We start from the raw sequence: 15,778 nt of genomic DNA, 5'->3' as shown, positions 1-15,778 counted from the left end.
GTACGCGATGTCGTGGGGTACGAAAGCGCTCGACGCGCGGTACGAGCGGAGGAGTTCAGGGGGGCGAGCCGGTCACCGGGGCAGGGCGGTCCGGGGCCGGGCCAGGCTGTTCCGCTTGTGGCGCACCGCGCGAGGCGTTCGACGGTCGAGCCTCGGCCGGTGGCCCGCTTCCACGGGCCCCGCGTCCGAAGCGTTCCCGCCGTTGGTCGCGCCGGTACGTGAGCCGGCAGGGGAGTGCTCGGAGACCAGCCCCGCGCGAAAGAGGCCGTGGTCGACGCGGCGGGCCGCGGCGGACGTCAGTTCCTCACGGAGCGGACCGTCGCGCAGGACCGCGTCCGGCCTGAGGAGCCCCACGACGACGGCCAGCGCCCCGGCGACGTCACCGTGTCCGAGCCGCTCCCGGACCGCTGGCAGGGCCTCCGGGTTGCGGTGCACCGCGTCGATCGCCCGCAGGCAGGGCAGCGCCGGTCCACCGAGGGCCACCAGCAGCTCCTCCCGGCGCAGAGTGGTCCGGTCGTGGTCGATCGCCGACAGCACCCCGTCCCTCAGCGCGATCCGATGGACCTCGCCCCCGCACTCCACCCGGTGCGGATCACCGGGCTCGTGACCGGGTCCGGACAGCGATGTCCCGCCGGTCACGTCCACCGAGTCGGGCCCCACCGCGGGGACGGACGCGGCCAGCGCCCCGGCGACGAGGGGGTGCAGCCGCTCCGCCGTGATCAGTCCGGCGCGCAGCAGCTCCAGATCGGGAAGGGTCCGGGCCGCCGCTTCCGGCAGTACGGGAAGCGCCGCCACCTCCTGCGGCGGCAACGACTCCCGCAGTGGTCTGAACGTCGGGGCGTGGCTGTCGTCGGGAGCGACGAGTTCGAGCACGGCGCGTCGCCCGGCGCCGAGCCGTACGGTGAAGGCCCCGCGCGGAGGCCGTCCGTCGGACCGCAACAGCGACTCCGCCTCGGCCGCCCATCTCCCGACCGCCCACGGGGCGCCCTGGAAGGAGGGCGTATCGGACCGGCCGAGTACGTCGGGCCCGCCGGGCGAGGTGGCCGAACCGAGTGCGCCGGACCGGCTGAGGGAGTCGGGCAGGGTGAATGCTTCGAGCGGCTCGGGCGGCGCCGTGGACGGTGGCTGGTCCGCACCACACCGCCGCGCCAGGTCGCCGGCCCGCCCCGCGTCCCAGAGATGGCGGTGCAGGTCGAACCGGAAACGCCGTTCGGGACGCGGATGCGGGTGGGCGTACGGAGGGTGGCCGGGAATCCCGCTCCCGGACGCCGCCCACACGGCGAGCGACATCCGCTGTCCGGCGTCCGCCCAGGCCGGCGGCGTCCGCACCACCAGGCTCAATGGCGCGGCGCCGGGACTCCCGTAACGCGCCAGAGCCATGGTCAGACCGGGCCGCAGCCGTCCGTCGGGGGCGATCCGGGGCATGTGCCAGCGGAGCAGATCCGGTGCCAGGCGACGCAGGTCGGCCCGGAGCCGGGCGGTGAGGTCGGTGCCGTGGCGGTCGGCCACGGCGCGCAGATCGAAATCGACGTCGATCCGGGCAGCGGCGCAAGCCCCCGCCCAGTCGCCGACCGCACGTCGTGCGGTCGCCGTTTCGATCATGGACGGTGGCACGGCGTACTCGCGTACGCGTCGCCACATCAACAGGCGGGTCGGAATCCCGTTCGCGAAGTGATGTGCCATCAGCACTCACCGTGAGCGAACGAGTCCCCCAATCGGTACGAGGAGAAGTTCTTCATCTCCGGGATCGTAACCCACCGTTGGCTGAACCCCCAGGCGATTTTCCCGGGGGCCGGAGGGCGCTCAGCGAGCGACGGTCCACCGCTGGCCCTCGGAACCGTCGCAGGTCCACACCCCGAGCTTCTTGTAGTCCTCGTGCCAGGTCAGGCAGTCCTGATCGCTGATCCTGATCTGGTAGGTGCCGCCCGAGAGGGGGAGCACCTCCCACTTCTGGTCCGGGCTTCCCTTCCAGGTGTCGATCTGGGCGAAGTAGGTGTGCCTGTTCTCGGTGAGGACGGGACCGTGGCCGTTGGCGATCTCGTAGCGCCCGCCACCCGCGTCCTTGAACGTCCAGGTGCCGCTCGTCGTACCCGTCTTGCCCGCGATCACCGTCGAACCGGACGAGGAGTTCGTGGCGACGGCTCCGAGGTCGTTGACGGTCCTCAGCCGCACCGGGACGCCGACGGGCGGCCCGCCCGGTCCGGAAGGGGCCGTCGCCGCGCTGTCGGCACGGAAACCCGGGCGAGGGCCGGGGTGGGCGGGCACGCCGGGGGTGATGGGGGTGTCACCGGGGCCGGGGGTCTCCCCCTTGGGCACGCCGGGTACCGTGACAGGCTCCATCGTGGGGCGGAAGTCGACGGTGGAGCCGCTGCGATCCCACAGGCCGTAGAACCCCCAGTTGATCCAGCCGCCGTCGCCGTGGTTGGTGAAGCTGCCGCCGCCGGAGAAGATCCAGATGCGGTAGGTCTGGTCCTCCCGCGAGGTCGCGTCGTTGTAGTCGATGTCGCCCCGGAACGCCACGTCCTGGAGATTCTCCGTGTAATGGTTGACGAACCACGGATCCCCGAAGGCGTTCTTGCCCTTGACGTCGAAGATCATGATGTTGTAATTGCCGCCGGTGTGGTTCGTCAGCATCTCGAGCAGACCCTTGACGAAGCCCTCCCGGGCCACTCTCTTGATCTCGCCGCTCTGCTTGGCCGCCAGGATGCACCACGACAGCGTCCCGGTCCCGAACGAGCCCGGAGCCACCGCGGCCGCGGCGTTGCAGTTCTCCGTGGGGCCGTCGACGGAACCGTCCGCCCGGGCGGGTCCTGCCGGACCCCCGACCGTCAGGGCACTCACGCACAAGGCGGCCAGAACCGACGACTTCCTTCTCGAACGCACGGATTCTCCTCGATGATCGCGACCAGGGGTACGGGCCCTAAGAGCGGTACGGGAGTCGGTTCGTTGCATCGATTTCCGGACAGCCTTGTTCGGTCGTCCTCATTCACGGCAACGGCAACGGCAACGGCAACAGCAACGGCGCCGAAGCGGTCGGCGGCCCGCGCCGTCTACGCGGCGGTGTCGGGGGTAGCGGGAACACATGCAGGCATTGTCACGCGAGGTGATCGAGATCGTTCGTGAGGACCTGGACCAGGTGAGGGCGGAGTTGACGGCCGCCGCGTCCGAGGGGCGCCGGGGCACGGCGGCGCTGGGGGCGGGCGGGGTGCTCGGAGCGCTCGCCGTCCTGGCCGCGCACGAGTCGGCGGTGCGGGCGCTGGAGCGGGTGTGGCCGGCGCGGCGGGCGGCCGGGGCACTGGCGGCCGCGTACGGCGTCGGGGCCGCGGCGTTCGCCGGATACGGGTACGGCAGACTGCGCCGCGCCCGAGCCGCGTCGCGGGAGGCGCTGGCGGGTTCGCTGGACGCGGTGAAGGAGGTGGCCGACGAGCTGGCGAACTGACTGATGGTCCGACACGGGCGGCCGCCCGGCCGCCCGGTTGCCTCGGTCCCGGCGCAAGCGGGCCCGTACCCGCTCACGTGCCCGCCGAAGACCTCTGCGCCGATGAGCCGGCTCTGAGTCGGCTCGGCACCGACCGCGCCGCGCCGAACTCCGGTGCGGGCCCGCGCGGTGACCCGGAGTCAGCCCGGGAACCTGCCCGTCGAACGCAGCTGCCAGCGGCGCTCGGCGTAGGCCAGGTCGTCCCTCCACAGCCGGGCCGCCGCGGTGCGCATCACCGGGCGCAGGAGCGGGGCGGCCCGGCGTACGAACGCGAAGCCCGGCCGGTCGGAGGCGGCCACCACGGCCTCGGTCACCGCCGTGCGCGGACGGCCCCGCTCGTCCGGCCCGAGCGGGGTCGCGTGGGTCTCCACCACGGAGCCCGTGCCTTCCCCCCCGGTGATGCGCATGACGACCGTGCGCGGCTCGGGCGCGGTGAAGACCGCCCGTACCGGCACCACGAGCCGCCCGGCCACCTTGAAGGAGACGTCGACGGTGAAGCGGTCGTCGGGGTCGTCGGGGTCGTCGGCGTCGTCGGAGGGCTCGTCGGGCGAGCCGACCACCGTCAGGTCGACGAACGAGTACGGGTGGAACCACGCCCCGTGCCACGGGTCCAGGCGATTGGCCACGACGTCCTCGGGTTCGCAGATCCCGGTGCCCTCGTACACGGCCGTCACCCCTCGCGCGGGAACCGGGCGGACCGGTACGACGGGGGCGTCCAGGGGCGCCTCCCCGCCGGTCTCGTCGAGCCGCACCCAGACGAGGACGCCGTCGTCGAAGACGGGCAACGGCTCCCAGCCCGCGGTCGGAGCCCCGTCGAGGGCGAGTCCGTGCCAGTGGCACACCAGTGTCCCGCACCGGACGGGGCTGTCGGCCAAGGGCGCCCCGAGGTGCGGGCAGACACCAGGTCCGGCGACCAGCCGACCGTCGGCGCCGCGCCAGACGACCACCTCGCCGCCCGCGACCGTCCGGGCCAGGGGGCGGTCGGGGCGCACCGAGGCGGAGGCCCCCACGACGTACCAGTTTCCGGACGGCCTGGCCTGCGCCCGCTTCAACGCCTTCGCGATGAGGCCCGGTCTGGCGTCGCGCCAGGTGGGCCGCTGCCGGTCCCACGGGACGGGCCCGCGGCGCAGCGAGAGGGGGAGACGGGCGCGCCGTGCGGACGGCGGTTCGGCGTTCACGCGACCTCCTCGGAGACCGGTCGGGCGAGGGCGGCGGACGGGGCCGGGCTGACGGGCGGGGGCGGAGTGGCGGACGGTGCCGGGGTGACAGGCAGGGCTGGGGTGGCGGGCGGAGCCGGAGTGACAGGCGGTGCCGAGCGCGCCGGTGCCCGGGGTGTCGCGGACCGACCCCGGTGCCGCAGCCTGGCCGCCAGTACGCGGGCCAGTCCGTCCGCCGCGACCGCCGCACGCTCCCGGCGCGGCACCACGGAACGGTGGTGCAGTACGGCGTAGCCGTCCCGGGCGACGGCGTCGAGGATGCCCCCGTACAGGATGTACGCGGTGCGGATGCAGGGGCGGGACACGGGATCCAGCATGGCGAGGCCGGGTTCCGCCTCGCGGTAGACGCGGCGGGTGAGCGCCTCGAACTCCCGCAGGGCGGCCGTGACACGCGTGTCCTGACGACCCGTGTCCCGGCACCGGCGCAACAGCCCCCGGTCGACACCGTGCCCGGCCAGCAGGTCGGCCGGCAGGTACACCCGGCCGCGGTCGAGGTCCTCGCCGACGTCCCGCAGGAAGTTGGTCAACTGGAAGGCCACCCCGAGGGCCGCCGCGTGCGGCTCGGCCTCCGCGCGCGGCACCACCGTCCCGAGGACCGGCAGCATCTGCAGGCCGATCACGGCGGCCGATCCGTGCATGTAGCCGCGCAGGTCGGCGTAGGTGGCGTAGTCCGTGACCTCCAGGTCCGACCTCATGGCGGTCATGAAGTCCTGGAAGTGGCTGTGCTCGATCGCGTGGCGGCGCGCGGTGTCGGCGAGGGCCAGCACCACCGGTTCGTCGCCGGCCCCCTGCCGCAGCCCGCTGTCCAGACGCCGCTGGAGCGCCGCCAGACGCGCACCGCGCAGGCCGTCGTCCTCGCCGGGACCCGGTGAGTCGACGATGTCGTCGGCCCACCGGGCGAAGCCGTACAGCGCGTGCACGGAGGGCCTGCGATCGGCCGGCAGCAGGCGGGTGGCCAGGAAGTACGTCTTCCCGTGCGCCGCGTTCAGTTCACGGCACCGGCGGTACGCCGCCCGCAGCGCCGGGTCGGTGATGCCGGCGGCGTCGAGTTCGCGTGCGGTCATCGTGCCACCCCCTCGGTCCGGGCGGAAGGACGCCGGACGCCACCGGTGATCCGGGCCGCCGCCAGCTTCCCCGACACCAGGGCGGTCGGCACGCCGACGCCCGGGGTGGTGCCGCAGCCGGCCAGGACGGCGTTCTCCGTGCCCCGTACCAGGTTGCGGGGCCGGAACGGGCCCGTCTGCAGGAAGGTGTGGGCGGCCGAGAAGGGGGTGCCCGCCGCATGGCCCTGGCCCAACCAGTCGGCCGGGGTGACGAGGGACTCGTCCTCGACGGCGGCCTCGACGCCGTCGAGACCGCGCCGTTCCAGCTCGCGCAGGAGCTCGGTCCGGTAGCGCGGGCCGAGCTCGCCCCAGACGGCCGCGCCGGGTCCGATGTCGGTGTTGGGGCAGGGAGCGAGGACGTAGTGCAGATGACGGCCCGGTGGGGCGAGAGTGGGGTCGGTGGCCGTGGGCCGGGTGATGAGCAGGGACGGATCACTCATCAGCCGCCCCTGGCGGGTGAGCTCGTCGAACGTGCTCCGCCAGGCGGCCCCGAACGAGATCGTGTGATGGGCCAGCTGCGGCCAGGTGCGGTCCGTGCCCACGTGCAGGACGACGGCGGAGGGGGAGTGCCGCAGCCGCACCGGCCGGCGGGGCCGGCGGCCGAGGAGCCGGTAGGTGACGGGCAGGTCCGGCGTGAGGACGACCGCGTCGCAGGGGACGCGGTCCCGGGCGGTGACGACGGCGGTGACGCGCTCGCCCGACCGTTCCAGCCGGGTCACCCGCTCGCCGAACCGCAGCTCGGCGCCCGCGTCGGCGGCGGCGTCCGCCATGGCCCGCGGCAGGGCGTGCATGCCGCCGCGCGGGAAGTACACCCCGGCGACCGTGTCCATGTAGGCGATGACCGCGTAGGCGGCGAGCGCACGCTCCGGCGGCACACCCGCGTACAGGGCCTGGAAGGAGAAGACCCGCTGCAACCGCTCGTCCCTGAGGAAGCCGCCGATACGCCGGTCGAGCCGCCCGAAGCCGCCGAGCGCCGCAAGCCGGGCGAGGTCACCGGTCAGCAGGTCGAGGGGGGAGTCGAAGTTGGCGTCGATGAAGCGGCGCATCTGGACCCGGTAGAGCCGCTCCAGCCAGGCACGCAGCCGCCGGTAGCCCGCCGCCTCACGGGCCCCGGCGAACCGCTCCACCTCCGCGGCCATCGCCTCGCCCTCGGTGTGCACGTCCAGCGTGCTGCCGTCCGCGAACGACGCCCGGTAGGCCGGGTGGAGCGGGATCAGGTCGACCCGCTCGCGCAGGCTGTCGCCGACCGCCGCGAAGGCCTCGTCGGCGAGGTCGGGCATGGTCAGCACGGTCGGACCGGTGTCGATCCGGTAGCCGCTCAGATCCAGGCGGCCCGCCCGGCCGCCGGGCAGGACGCCTTGTTCGACGACGGTGACCCGGCGCCCGGCGCCCAGCAGATGAAGAGCCGCCGACAGACCGGCCAGGCCCGCCCCGACGACCACCACATGGTCCGTACGGCCGGACAGCGTGCGCGTCATCGACGGGCCTCCCGTGCTCCGGAGCCCACCGGAGCGAGACCCGGCGCCGGGCGCGAGCGGGCGGGCGGGTGTGAGCGGGCGGGCGGGCCGTCCGCGGCACGGGAGACCGTCGCCGCGGTCAGCAGCTCGCGCAGGCGGCCCTTGGCATCCGCGTCGAGCAGGGCGCCGTCGAAGCGACGCAGTCCCTGCGCCGACAGGCGGTCGATCTTCGACTCGACCGCCGCCCGGGCACCCGTACGCACCAGGACGTCCCGCACCTCTTCGAGCCCGGCCGCAGACAGGCCCTCGTCGCCGAGCGCCTGTTCGAGCACCGTCAGAGCGGGCCGATCGCCCGCGGCCTGCGCGCGCGCCACCGCCAGGGCGACCAGATAGGTGGGCTTCCCCTCGCGGATGTCCCCACCGAGGCTCTTGCCGGTGTGCCGGGGGTCGCCGAAGACGTCGTCGAGGTCGTCGCGCAGCTGGAAGGCCATCCCCACACAGCGGCCCGCCGAACACAGCGCCCGCAGGGTGCGGCCGTCCGCACCCGCCACCGCCGCGCCCAGGGCGAGGGGGCGTGCCACCGAGTACAACGCGCTCTTGAGGCACGCGGCGCGCAGCGCGCGCGGCCGCGAGCGCGACCCGGTCAGCTGGCCCTGGAGGTCGAGGAACTGCCCCGCCACCATCTCCGTGCGCATGTCGCCCCACAGCCGGCGCACCACGGCCGCCGTCCGCGGATCGAGCGCCGTCCCGGCCACCACGTCGTCCGCCCACGCGAGCGCCAGGTCCCCGGCCAGGACCGCGGCCGCCTCCCCGAAGCGGGCGACGCGGGCCGGGGACGCCACACCGCTGTACCGTGCGCGCACGTCGGCGTGGAGCGCCGGACGGCCGCGCCGCAGCGTCGAGCCGTCCATCACGTCGTCATGGACCAGCGCGCAGGTCTGGAGCAGTTCGAGCGCGGCCCCGACGCGCAGGGCCGCCGTGAACGTCGGATCACCGGCCCCGCCGCAGGCGCGCATCGACCACCAGACGAGCTGCGACCGGATGCGCTTGCCGCCCTCCTGGGTGAAGCGGGTGACCCGCTCGGCCAGTTCGCGGGCGAAGAGGGCGTCCAGGTCCCCGGCCCGGACGAGCCGGTCGGCGAGCACCCGCTCCAGCACGCGCCCGACCGCGGCGGGCACGTCCGCGTCGACGGCCTCGGGCTCGACCGCCACAAGGGCGGCGCCTCCGGCCGGGCCCGTGCCGTGCGCCGCGCCGGCGACCGCCCTGCCCGGCCGCCTTCGCCGCGGCGGGGACCCCGAAGGGGCGACCGGGCGGGGGAGGGGCGACGGCGTGGCCGCGGGGTGGTCCTTCGCCTGGGTGGGGCGCATCCCGGTTCCTCTCATCGTGGTATCGCTCGCTCCTTACGGGTCTTCAGTCCCTTCCCGTGATACGGATGCGGTGCGGAACAGGTACCCGAAATGAGCGGTAATGCCGCCGTGTGGGCGTACTGGTGCGGGGGCGGCGGCCTCCGACGGCCGCATCCGAGTCCGTGCCGAGGCCAGAACCCCCATGACCGGTGTGAGGCCAGAACCCTCATGACCGGTGTACGGAAGAAGCGGGACAGAAGAGCGGGACGGAAGGAGCGAGCGTGCTGAAGGCGGACGTGGCGGTCATCGGGGCGGGAGCCGCCGGGCTGTCCCTGGCCCATCGGCTGAACGGACCCGTGGCCGGGGCCCTGACTCCGTCCGTGATCCTCGTCGACGCCCCGCCCGGCCCGCTGCGGCCTCCTCCGCGCACCTGGTGCTTCTGGGAGTCCGGCCGCGGCCGTTTCGACGCCGCGGTGCGATCGGAATGGCGTCACCTGCGGGTACGGCCGCCCGACGGCCGCGCGATCGAGGGGGACATCGCGCCGCTGCGGTACAAGATGATCCGCTCCGACGACTTCGAGTCCCTGATCGCCCGGGACCTCGCGCACAGCGCCAACGTCCGGCGCCTGGAGGCGGCCGTGGACACCGTGGAGGAGATCCCCTCGGGCGCCCGCGTACTGATGACCCGGTCCGACGGCCGCCCCCGCGTCCTGGAGGCCCGCTGGGTGTTCGACTCGCGCCCCCTGGGCAGCCTCCCGGCCGCCCGCACCACCCTGCTGCAGCACTTCCACGGCTGGTTCGTGCGCACCGCCCGGCCCGCCTTCGACCACGGGACCGTGGAACTGATGGACTTCCGCACCCCCCAGCCCGCCGACGGGCTCTCCTTCGGTTACGTCCTGCCCACCGGCCCGTGCGAAGCCCTCGTGGAGTACACGGAGTTCTCCCCGCGCCTCCTGACGGCGAGCGGCTACGAGGCGGCCGTACGGCACTACGCCGACGACGTGCTGCGCCTCGGCGACCTGGAGATCGTCGCCACCGAGACCGGAGTGATCCCCATGACGGACGCTCCCATGCCCCGACGGGTCGGCGCGTCCGTGTTCCGGATCGGTGCCGCGGGCGGTGCGACCCGCCCGTCCACCGGATACGCCTTCGCCGGCCTCCAGCGCCAGACACGAGCGGTCGCCGCCGCACTGCGGCAGGGGCGCGGACCGGTCCCGCCGGCCGCCCATTCCTGGCGGGCCCGCACCATGGACTCGGTGCTCCTGCGCGCTCTCGACAGCGGCCGCGTCGACGGTCCCGCCCTGTTCTCCCGGCTGTTCGCCCGCGTCCCGGCGGGCCGGCTGCTGCGCTTCCTCGACGGGAGCACGGGCCTGTTCGAGGACCTCTCCGTCGGCCTGCGCACCCCGGTCGTCCCCATGCTGCGCACCGCCGTCGAACTGCCCGGACTACCACGCCGCCCCTTCGACTGACCGGCTTGTTCCCACTGCCCCTTCGTCCGACCGGCCTGTTCCCACCGTCTCTTCGTCCGACCGGCCCGTTTCCGCAGTCCCTTCAACCGCCCCGCCCGTTCCCACCGAGCTCCTGGAGAGCGCATGACCCTGCTGCGCGACGAGAACCTCGCCGCCGCGTTCGACCACGCGTCCCGCAGTTACGACGCACTGGTGGCCGTCAATCCCGGCTACCACGCCCATCTGCGGCGCTCGGTGCGCCGCCTCGGCCTGCCAGGGCAGGGGGCCGGGCTGCGCGTGCTGGACCTCGGGTGCGGCACCGGCGCGTCGACGGCCGCGATCCGGTCCGTCCTTCCGGCGGCCTCCGTCACGGCCGTCGACGCCTCGGCCGGCATGCTCGGGCGGGCCGCCGCCAAGCCGTGGGCGGACGGCGTGCGGTTCGTCCACGCGCCGGCCGAGGGACTGGCGGAGGCGGGGGTCGAAGGGCCGTTCGACGCGGTGTTCGCCGCCTACCTCTTCCGTAACGTCTCCGATCCCGACGCCGTCCTCAATACGGTCCGCACCGTCCTGCGCCCGGGGGGACGGCTCGGGGCGCACGAGTACAGCCTCAGCGGCCGCCGCGCCGACCGGGCGGTGTGGACGCTGGTGTGCCGAGGCTTCGTCCGGCCCGCCGCGACCCTGCTGGGGGACGGGCCGCTCTACCGCCACCTGTGGCACAGCGTCGTCGGCTTCGACACGGCCGACCGGTTCGCCGACCGGATCCGGAAGGCCGGCTTCGACCGGGTCAGGGCCCTGCCCCTGCCGGGCTGGCAGACGGGCATCACCCACACCTTCGTGGCCTCGCGCGGGAAGGACGACCGATGACCGGCCCGATGACCGGCCCGGTGTCCCGCCCGCCCGCCGCACGCCGGGGCCGGGACCGCCGGGCCCGCGTGCTGCCGGCCCGCCCGGGAGCCGACCGCGCCGACGGCCGGCCCTCGGTCGCCGTCGTCGGCGGAGGGATCGCCGGACTCGCCGCCGCCACCGCGCTGGCCGAACGGGGCGTGGCGGTGACGCTGTACGAGCGCGAGCCCTGCATCGGCGGCCGGGTGGGCGGATGGCCGACCCGCCTGCGCGACGGCAGCACCGTGACGATGAGCCGTGGCTTCCACGCGTTCTTCCGGCAGTACTACAACCTGCGGGGCCTGCTGCGCCGTACCGACCCCGCCCTGGCCCGGCTGGCCGGACTGCCCGACTATCCGCTGTTGCACGCGGACGGGTCGCGCGACAGCTTCCGGCACGTGCCGCGCACCCCGCCGTGGAGCGCGCTGGGCTTCGTCGCGCTCAGCCCCTCCTTCGCTCTGCGGGACCTGCGCGCCATGGACCCGGTCGCGGCCCTGCCGCTGCTCGACGTCCGCGTCCCCGACGTCTACCACCGCCTCGACGGCGTCAGCGCCCACGACTTCCTCGAGACCGTCCGCTTCCCCGAGCGCGCCCGCCACTTGGCGTTCGAGGTGTTCTCCCGGAGCTTCTTCGCCGACCCGCGACAGCTGTCGGCGGCCGAGATGGCGCTGATGTTCCACATCTACTTCCTCGGCTCGGCCGAGGGCCTGCTGTTCGACGTGCCCCGCTCGCCCTTCCCGACGGCGCTGTGGGACCCCCTGGCCGGATACCTGCGGCGGCACGGCGCCGAACTGCGCACCGGCAGTGCGGTCGAGCACGTCGCACCCGCCCGGGGAGGCGGGTTCGAGGTCGCCGGGGACCGCGGCGAACGCCGGTACGACGCCGTGGTCCTCGCCCTGGACGCCGCCGGCCTGCGGTCCCTGGTCGCGCGCTCGGAGCGGCTCGGCGACCCCGCCTGGCGGGAGCGCGTCGCGCGCCTGCGCACGGCCCCGCCTTTCCTGGTCACCCGGCTGTGGCTGGACCGGCCCGTCGCCCCCGACCGCCCCGGCTTCCTCGGCACCAGCGGATTCGGTGGCCTGGACAACATCAGCGTGCTTGACCGCTGGGAGGACGAGGCGGCGCACTGGGCGGCACGTACCGCAGGATCCGTCGTGGAACTCCACGCCTACGCCGTCGACCCGCACGAGCCCCACACCGTCGTACAGAAACGCCTCGTCGAGCAGCTCCACCGCGTCTACCCGGAGACCGGAGCCGCCGAGGTCGTCGACGTCCGCCACGAATGGCGGGAGGACTGCCCGCTGTTTCCCGTGGGCGGCTATACCGACCGCCCCACAGTCCGCACCTCCGATCCCGGCCTGGTGGTGGCCGGCGACGTCGTGCGAACCGACCTGCCCGTCGCTCTGATGGAACGGGCGGCGACGACCGGGTTCCTGGCCGCGAACGCCCTCCTTGAGCGTTGGGGCGTACGCGGGCAGACCCTGTGGACGGTGCCGGACCGAGGTCGTGACGCCGTACTGCGGAGGGTGGCCGCGTGGGCAGGGCGCTGAAGAGGAGGATGCCGAAGCGCGGAAGGGCCCGCACGGAAAGGACGTACCGCGTCCGTGGCCGGACGCCCAGAGAGGAACCCGCACCCGCCGAACGCCTCACACCCACCCGCGTCCGCCGCGACTTCCGACGCATCCGCCTGCCCGGCCAGAGAATCGAAACCCTCTCGCCTCGGTCAGGGACGGCCCCTGGGCCGAAAGAACACCCGACCCACACCCCGCCACGACGTGCGCACACCCCGCAAGAGACAGCCGACGAAGCAGCGAACGAAGAAGTCGACCACTCCACGGCCCTGCCGCACGGGACGGAGACCAAGCCAGGTACGAAGCAGTGAGGCATGGATGCGGGCGATGGCCCGCAGCACCTCGTCACGGTTCTTGGCCTGCTGCATCCATGCGGGCAGGCGGGCCACCACGGTCGTCTTCCGGCCGTGGTCGTGCCAGGGAATCCCTTCACGCGGCGGTGCCCGCACGCATCGTTTGATCAGGTCCAGCTGTTCCAGGTCGTAGGCCCCTACCCACCCGTGCCGGGTCTCGGTCCGCAGCCGGAGACGGACATCGAAGTACGCGTCTGTGGCCGGCGTCGCCGGCGACCGCGAACGCGCGGTGACATCGAATGAGCACAACGCGCCCTGTCTCTTCCCATCGCTTCAGCTGCCCGGAAGGCCGATGGCGAGCAGGAATCCCGCCCGTCGGCTCCGTGGCATCGGACTCTCCACCGAAGCGGGACGATGCGCGGTCCTGCTCGACCTCTGCAGTCAGATGCCGCCGGCGGCCCTTCAGCGCCTGCTCGGCATCAACCCCGCAGCTGCCGAGCGCTGGACCGCCGGAGCCGTCAGGACCGCCTACGCAGCGGAGATCGCCCGTCGAGCATGACCCTGCTCAGTAGGTTCATGCACAGATTTCATGAAGGTGAGCCAGAGGTGGTGACGGTCTGCTGTGGTCGGCCGGACGTATGCTCGGACGGCTGTGTCGGGCGGATCTCTGTGAGGGAGAATGCTCGGCATGACGACTTGAAGAGCATTGGCGGGGCGACAGCGTTGGCGAAAGGCCAGGAGCTGGGACACGATTCCCGACGGCGATCGACGAGTCTGCGCCGTCTGCGGAACGCCCGTCTGCTCGTACCAGTATCGCGTTTACCCGCCCGAGTCCTCGATGTTCGAACGCTGCATCGGCTTCGCTTGGTGTGCGGGTTGCAGGGTCTACTCCGGCGACATGGTCCACGTCCCACGGAAGCGAGACCTGGTCGACCTCCTCGTCTCTCTTCCTCTTGAGCGGCGAGAGCGACTTCTGCGTTCGGAGACGCGAATGATCGAGTTCCTGGACCGCCAGGCCCGACGCGGCAGAGGTTAGGGCGTGTCCTGTCGATCTGACTGGCTGAGTAAAACCAGGTGCGGCCGGTCGCCGCGATGGTGTGGGATGCGGGACATGACGATCGTTCTGAACGAGCCCGGCGTCGATGGGTTGACCGGGGTCGTGGATGCCCTCCGCGTATGGCAGGACGACCGCACGCCGCTGCAACTCCATCCGGGAGACCTCGGCTGGGCGCTGGGCGCTGGGCGCGGAGAGGCTGGCCGCGGCCGTCCGCACCTGGAGCGTGGACGGACGGATCATTGCCGTCGGATACCTGGACGACCCTGATGTGCTGCGCCTGACGACCGCGCCGGATCTGCGGCAGGACGGTGATCTGGCGCGCCGGCTGCTGGCGGACCTCGGTGATCCGGAGCGCGGGGTCCTGCCGCCCGGGAAGGTCGGCCTCGAAATCCCCAACGGCGCCCTGCTCCGCGAGGTCCTCTTGGAGGCGGGCTGGATTCTGGACGAGCCGTGGACGCCGCTGCGCCACGACCTTGCCCAGCCGGTGAAGGACTCCGGCCTGCGGATCGAGGTAGCCGGTCCGGAGACGGCGGGGGTGCGGACCGCAGTGCATCGCTCGGCGTTCGGCAGCCCGGCGTTCACCGAGGAGATTTGGCACGTCCTCGCGGCCGGACCGGTCTATGCCGACGCCCGCTGCCTGATCGGCTACGACGACCAGGACAATGCGGTGGCCGCGGCGACGGTCTGGTCGGCCGGGCCCGGCAAGCCCGGCCTGCTGGAGCCGGTGGGCGTGCACGCCGACCATCGCGGTCGCGGCTACGGGACGGCGATCAGCGTCGCCGCTGCGGCGGCGCTGCGTGAACTGGGTGCATCAAGCGCACTCGTCAGCACTCCGACCTCGAACGCTGCCGCCGTCGCCGCCTACAGGGCAGCCGGCTACGAGCCGTCGTCCGAACGGCTGGACGTCAGCCGAGCCGCCTGAAAATGATCAGGCGGCGGTATCGGACAGGCCGCGTCGCTGACCCTGGCTGGGCCCGAACGCCCTTTGAGGACATGGGATAGGTCAGGGTTCGATGATGGTCGGATGATTCGTCGTGGTGAATGGACCGATGCGGCCTGGGCGCGGATCATGCCGCTGTTGCCGCGCTCCAACGTCCAACGGGCGTCGTGGCCGGTGGCGGGATCCGCCGGAGCGGTACGGGCCGTGGAAGACCTGCCATGAGCGGCTGCGCCGGTGGACGGCGGATGGGACCTGGGATCGGATCCTCACGCAGGTCCAGGCGCACGATGACGCGGTCGGGACGATCGAGTGGGCGGTGTCGGTCGACTCCACCATCGCCCGGGCCCATCAGCATGCGGCAGGGGCCCGGAAAAAGGGGGCTGCGGCATGTGGCCGGTTGCGCCGGTCGGCGGCGAGGCACTGGGACGATCCCGCGGCGGGTTGAGCACCGAAGTGCACCTGGCTGTGGACGGGCGCGGCCGTCCACTGTCGTTCCTGCTGACGCCCGGACAGGCTGGTGACAACCCGCAGTTGGTGCCGCTACTGGAGGCGATCCGGGTGCCCCGGCTGGGGCCGGGGCGTCCCCGGTCGCGGCCGGATCGGGACATCGCCGACAAGGCACACTCGCATCCGTCTACCCGCGCCGAGCTACGCCGGCGCCGGATCGCCACCACCATCCCCGAGCGTGCTGATCAGAAATCCCGGCGCCGCGGCCGACCACCTTGCTTCGACCGCGACCTCTACCACGACCGGAACGTAGTCGAGCGCTGCTTCAACCGGCTCGAGCAATGGCGCGGCATCGCCACCCGATACGCCAAGCGCGCCGCGATCTACCGAGCCGAAGTCGTCATCGCCGCCATCATGATCTGGCTCCGCTGATCGACAGGACACGCCCTAGTAGTACTTCGTTAGGTTCTTCGTCTGGTTCTGTTGCGGGGTAGGGGTCGGCCGCAGGTGGTGCAGGTGCCGGTCCAGCACTGCAGGAGGTC

The 15,778-nt window shown here is 73.2% G+C and carries 11 protein-coding genes and 3 pseudogenes; 8 read left to right on the top strand and 6 right to left on the bottom strand.

Annotation, left to right across the window (positions count from 1 at the left end; translation table 11 throughout):
* Positions 1-72: 72 nt before the first annotated feature.
* Complete coding sequence (locus ACFWUY_RS10620) at positions 73-1,683, bottom strand: hypothetical protein (RefSeq protein WP_384105085.1); 1,611 nt, start codon at positions 1,681-1,683, stop codon at positions 73-75.
* A 120-nt stretch (positions 1,684-1,803) separates the two neighbouring features.
* Complete coding sequence (locus tag ACFWUY_RS10615; RefSeq protein WP_384105082.1) at positions 1,804-2,883, bottom strand: RICIN domain-containing protein; 1,080 nt, start codon at positions 2,881-2,883, stop codon at positions 1,804-1,806.
* Between the two features lie 199 nt (positions 2,884-3,082).
* Between ACFWUY_RS10615 and ACFWUY_RS10610 the strand changes: the two genes are divergently transcribed.
* Positions 3,083-3,439: a phage holin family protein gene (locus ACFWUY_RS10610; RefSeq protein WP_384105079.1), complete on the top strand. Its 357-nt coding sequence runs from the start codon at positions 3,083-3,085 to the stop codon at positions 3,437-3,439.
* 179 nt (positions 3,440-3,618) lie between these two features.
* Here ACFWUY_RS10610 and ACFWUY_RS10605 read toward each other — a convergent pair whose 3' ends face one another.
* From ACFWUY_RS10605 to ACFWUY_RS10590, 4 genes are read right to left on the bottom strand one after another with little or no spacing between them, the layout of a single operon-like run.
* Complete coding sequence (locus tag ACFWUY_RS10605) at positions 3,619-4,656, bottom strand: DUF5914 domain-containing protein (RefSeq protein ID WP_384105076.1); 1,038 nt, start codon at positions 4,654-4,656, stop codon at positions 3,619-3,621.
* Entirely contained in the window at positions 4,653-5,759 is a 1,107-nt protein-coding gene (locus ACFWUY_RS10600; protein ID WP_384105072.1) for a phytoene/squalene synthase family protein, read from the bottom strand. The genes ACFWUY_RS10605 and ACFWUY_RS10600 overlap by 4 nt, the downstream gene beginning before the upstream one ends.
* Positions 5,756-7,276 (bottom strand): phytoene desaturase family protein, encoded by a 1,521-nt coding sequence (gene crtI / locus ACFWUY_RS10595; protein WP_384105069.1) that lies wholly within the window; start codon positions 7,274-7,276, stop codon positions 5,756-5,758. The genes ACFWUY_RS10600 and crtI overlap by 4 nt, the downstream gene beginning before the upstream one ends.
* Positions 7,273-8,622: a polyprenyl synthetase family protein gene (locus ACFWUY_RS10590; protein WP_384105066.1), complete on the bottom strand. Its 1,350-nt coding sequence runs from the start codon at positions 8,620-8,622 to the stop codon at positions 7,273-7,275. Before ACFWUY_RS10590 ends, crtI begins: the two co-directional genes overlap by 4 nt.
* 260 nt (positions 8,623-8,882) lie before the next feature.
* Between ACFWUY_RS10590 and ACFWUY_RS10585 the strand changes: the two genes are divergently transcribed.
* The 7 genes and pseudogenes from ACFWUY_RS10585 to ACFWUY_RS10555 all read left to right on the top strand — a co-directional run bounded on the left by ACFWUY_RS10585 (position 8,883) and on the right by ACFWUY_RS10555 (position 15,668).
* Positions 8,883-10,070 (top strand): lycopene cyclase family protein, encoded by a 1,188-nt coding sequence (locus ACFWUY_RS10585; protein ID WP_384105063.1) that lies wholly within the window; start codon positions 8,883-8,885, stop codon positions 10,068-10,070.
* Between the two features lie 123 nt (positions 10,071-10,193).
* Positions 10,194-10,913: a class I SAM-dependent methyltransferase gene (locus tag ACFWUY_RS10580; RefSeq protein ID WP_384105060.1), complete on the top strand. Its 720-nt coding sequence runs from the start codon at positions 10,194-10,196 to the stop codon at positions 10,911-10,913.
* 8 nt (positions 10,914-10,921) lie between these two features.
* Positions 10,922-12,478, top strand: coding sequence for an FAD-dependent oxidoreductase (locus tag ACFWUY_RS10575; RefSeq protein ID WP_384105529.1), 1,557 nt, complete (start codon positions 10,922-10,924; stop codon positions 12,476-12,478).
* A 59-nt stretch (positions 12,479-12,537) separates the two neighbouring features.
* A pseudogene (locus ACFWUY_RS10570) lies at positions 12,538-12,781 on the top strand (transposase); the annotation flags it as partial.
* A 363-nt stretch (positions 12,782-13,144) separates the two neighbouring features.
* Entirely contained in the window at positions 13,145-13,351 is a 207-nt protein-coding gene (locus ACFWUY_RS10565; protein ID WP_384105057.1) for a hypothetical protein, read from the top strand.
* 552 nt (positions 13,352-13,903) lie between these two features.
* Positions 13,904-14,771 (top strand): annotated as a pseudogene (locus tag ACFWUY_RS10560) (GNAT family N-acetyltransferase).
* 102 nt (positions 14,772-14,873) lie between these two features.
* Positions 14,874-15,668: pseudogene (locus ACFWUY_RS10555) on the top strand (IS5 family transposase).
* Positions 15,669-15,778 lie beyond the last annotated feature (110 nt).

The sequence above is a fragment of the Streptomyces sp. NPDC058664 genome (genome assembly GCF_042716635.1).
Taxonomy (GTDB): Bacteria; Actinomycetota; Actinomycetes; order Streptomycetales; family Streptomycetaceae; genus Streptomyces.
This window is presented reverse-complemented; position numbering and strand designations above follow the sequence as displayed.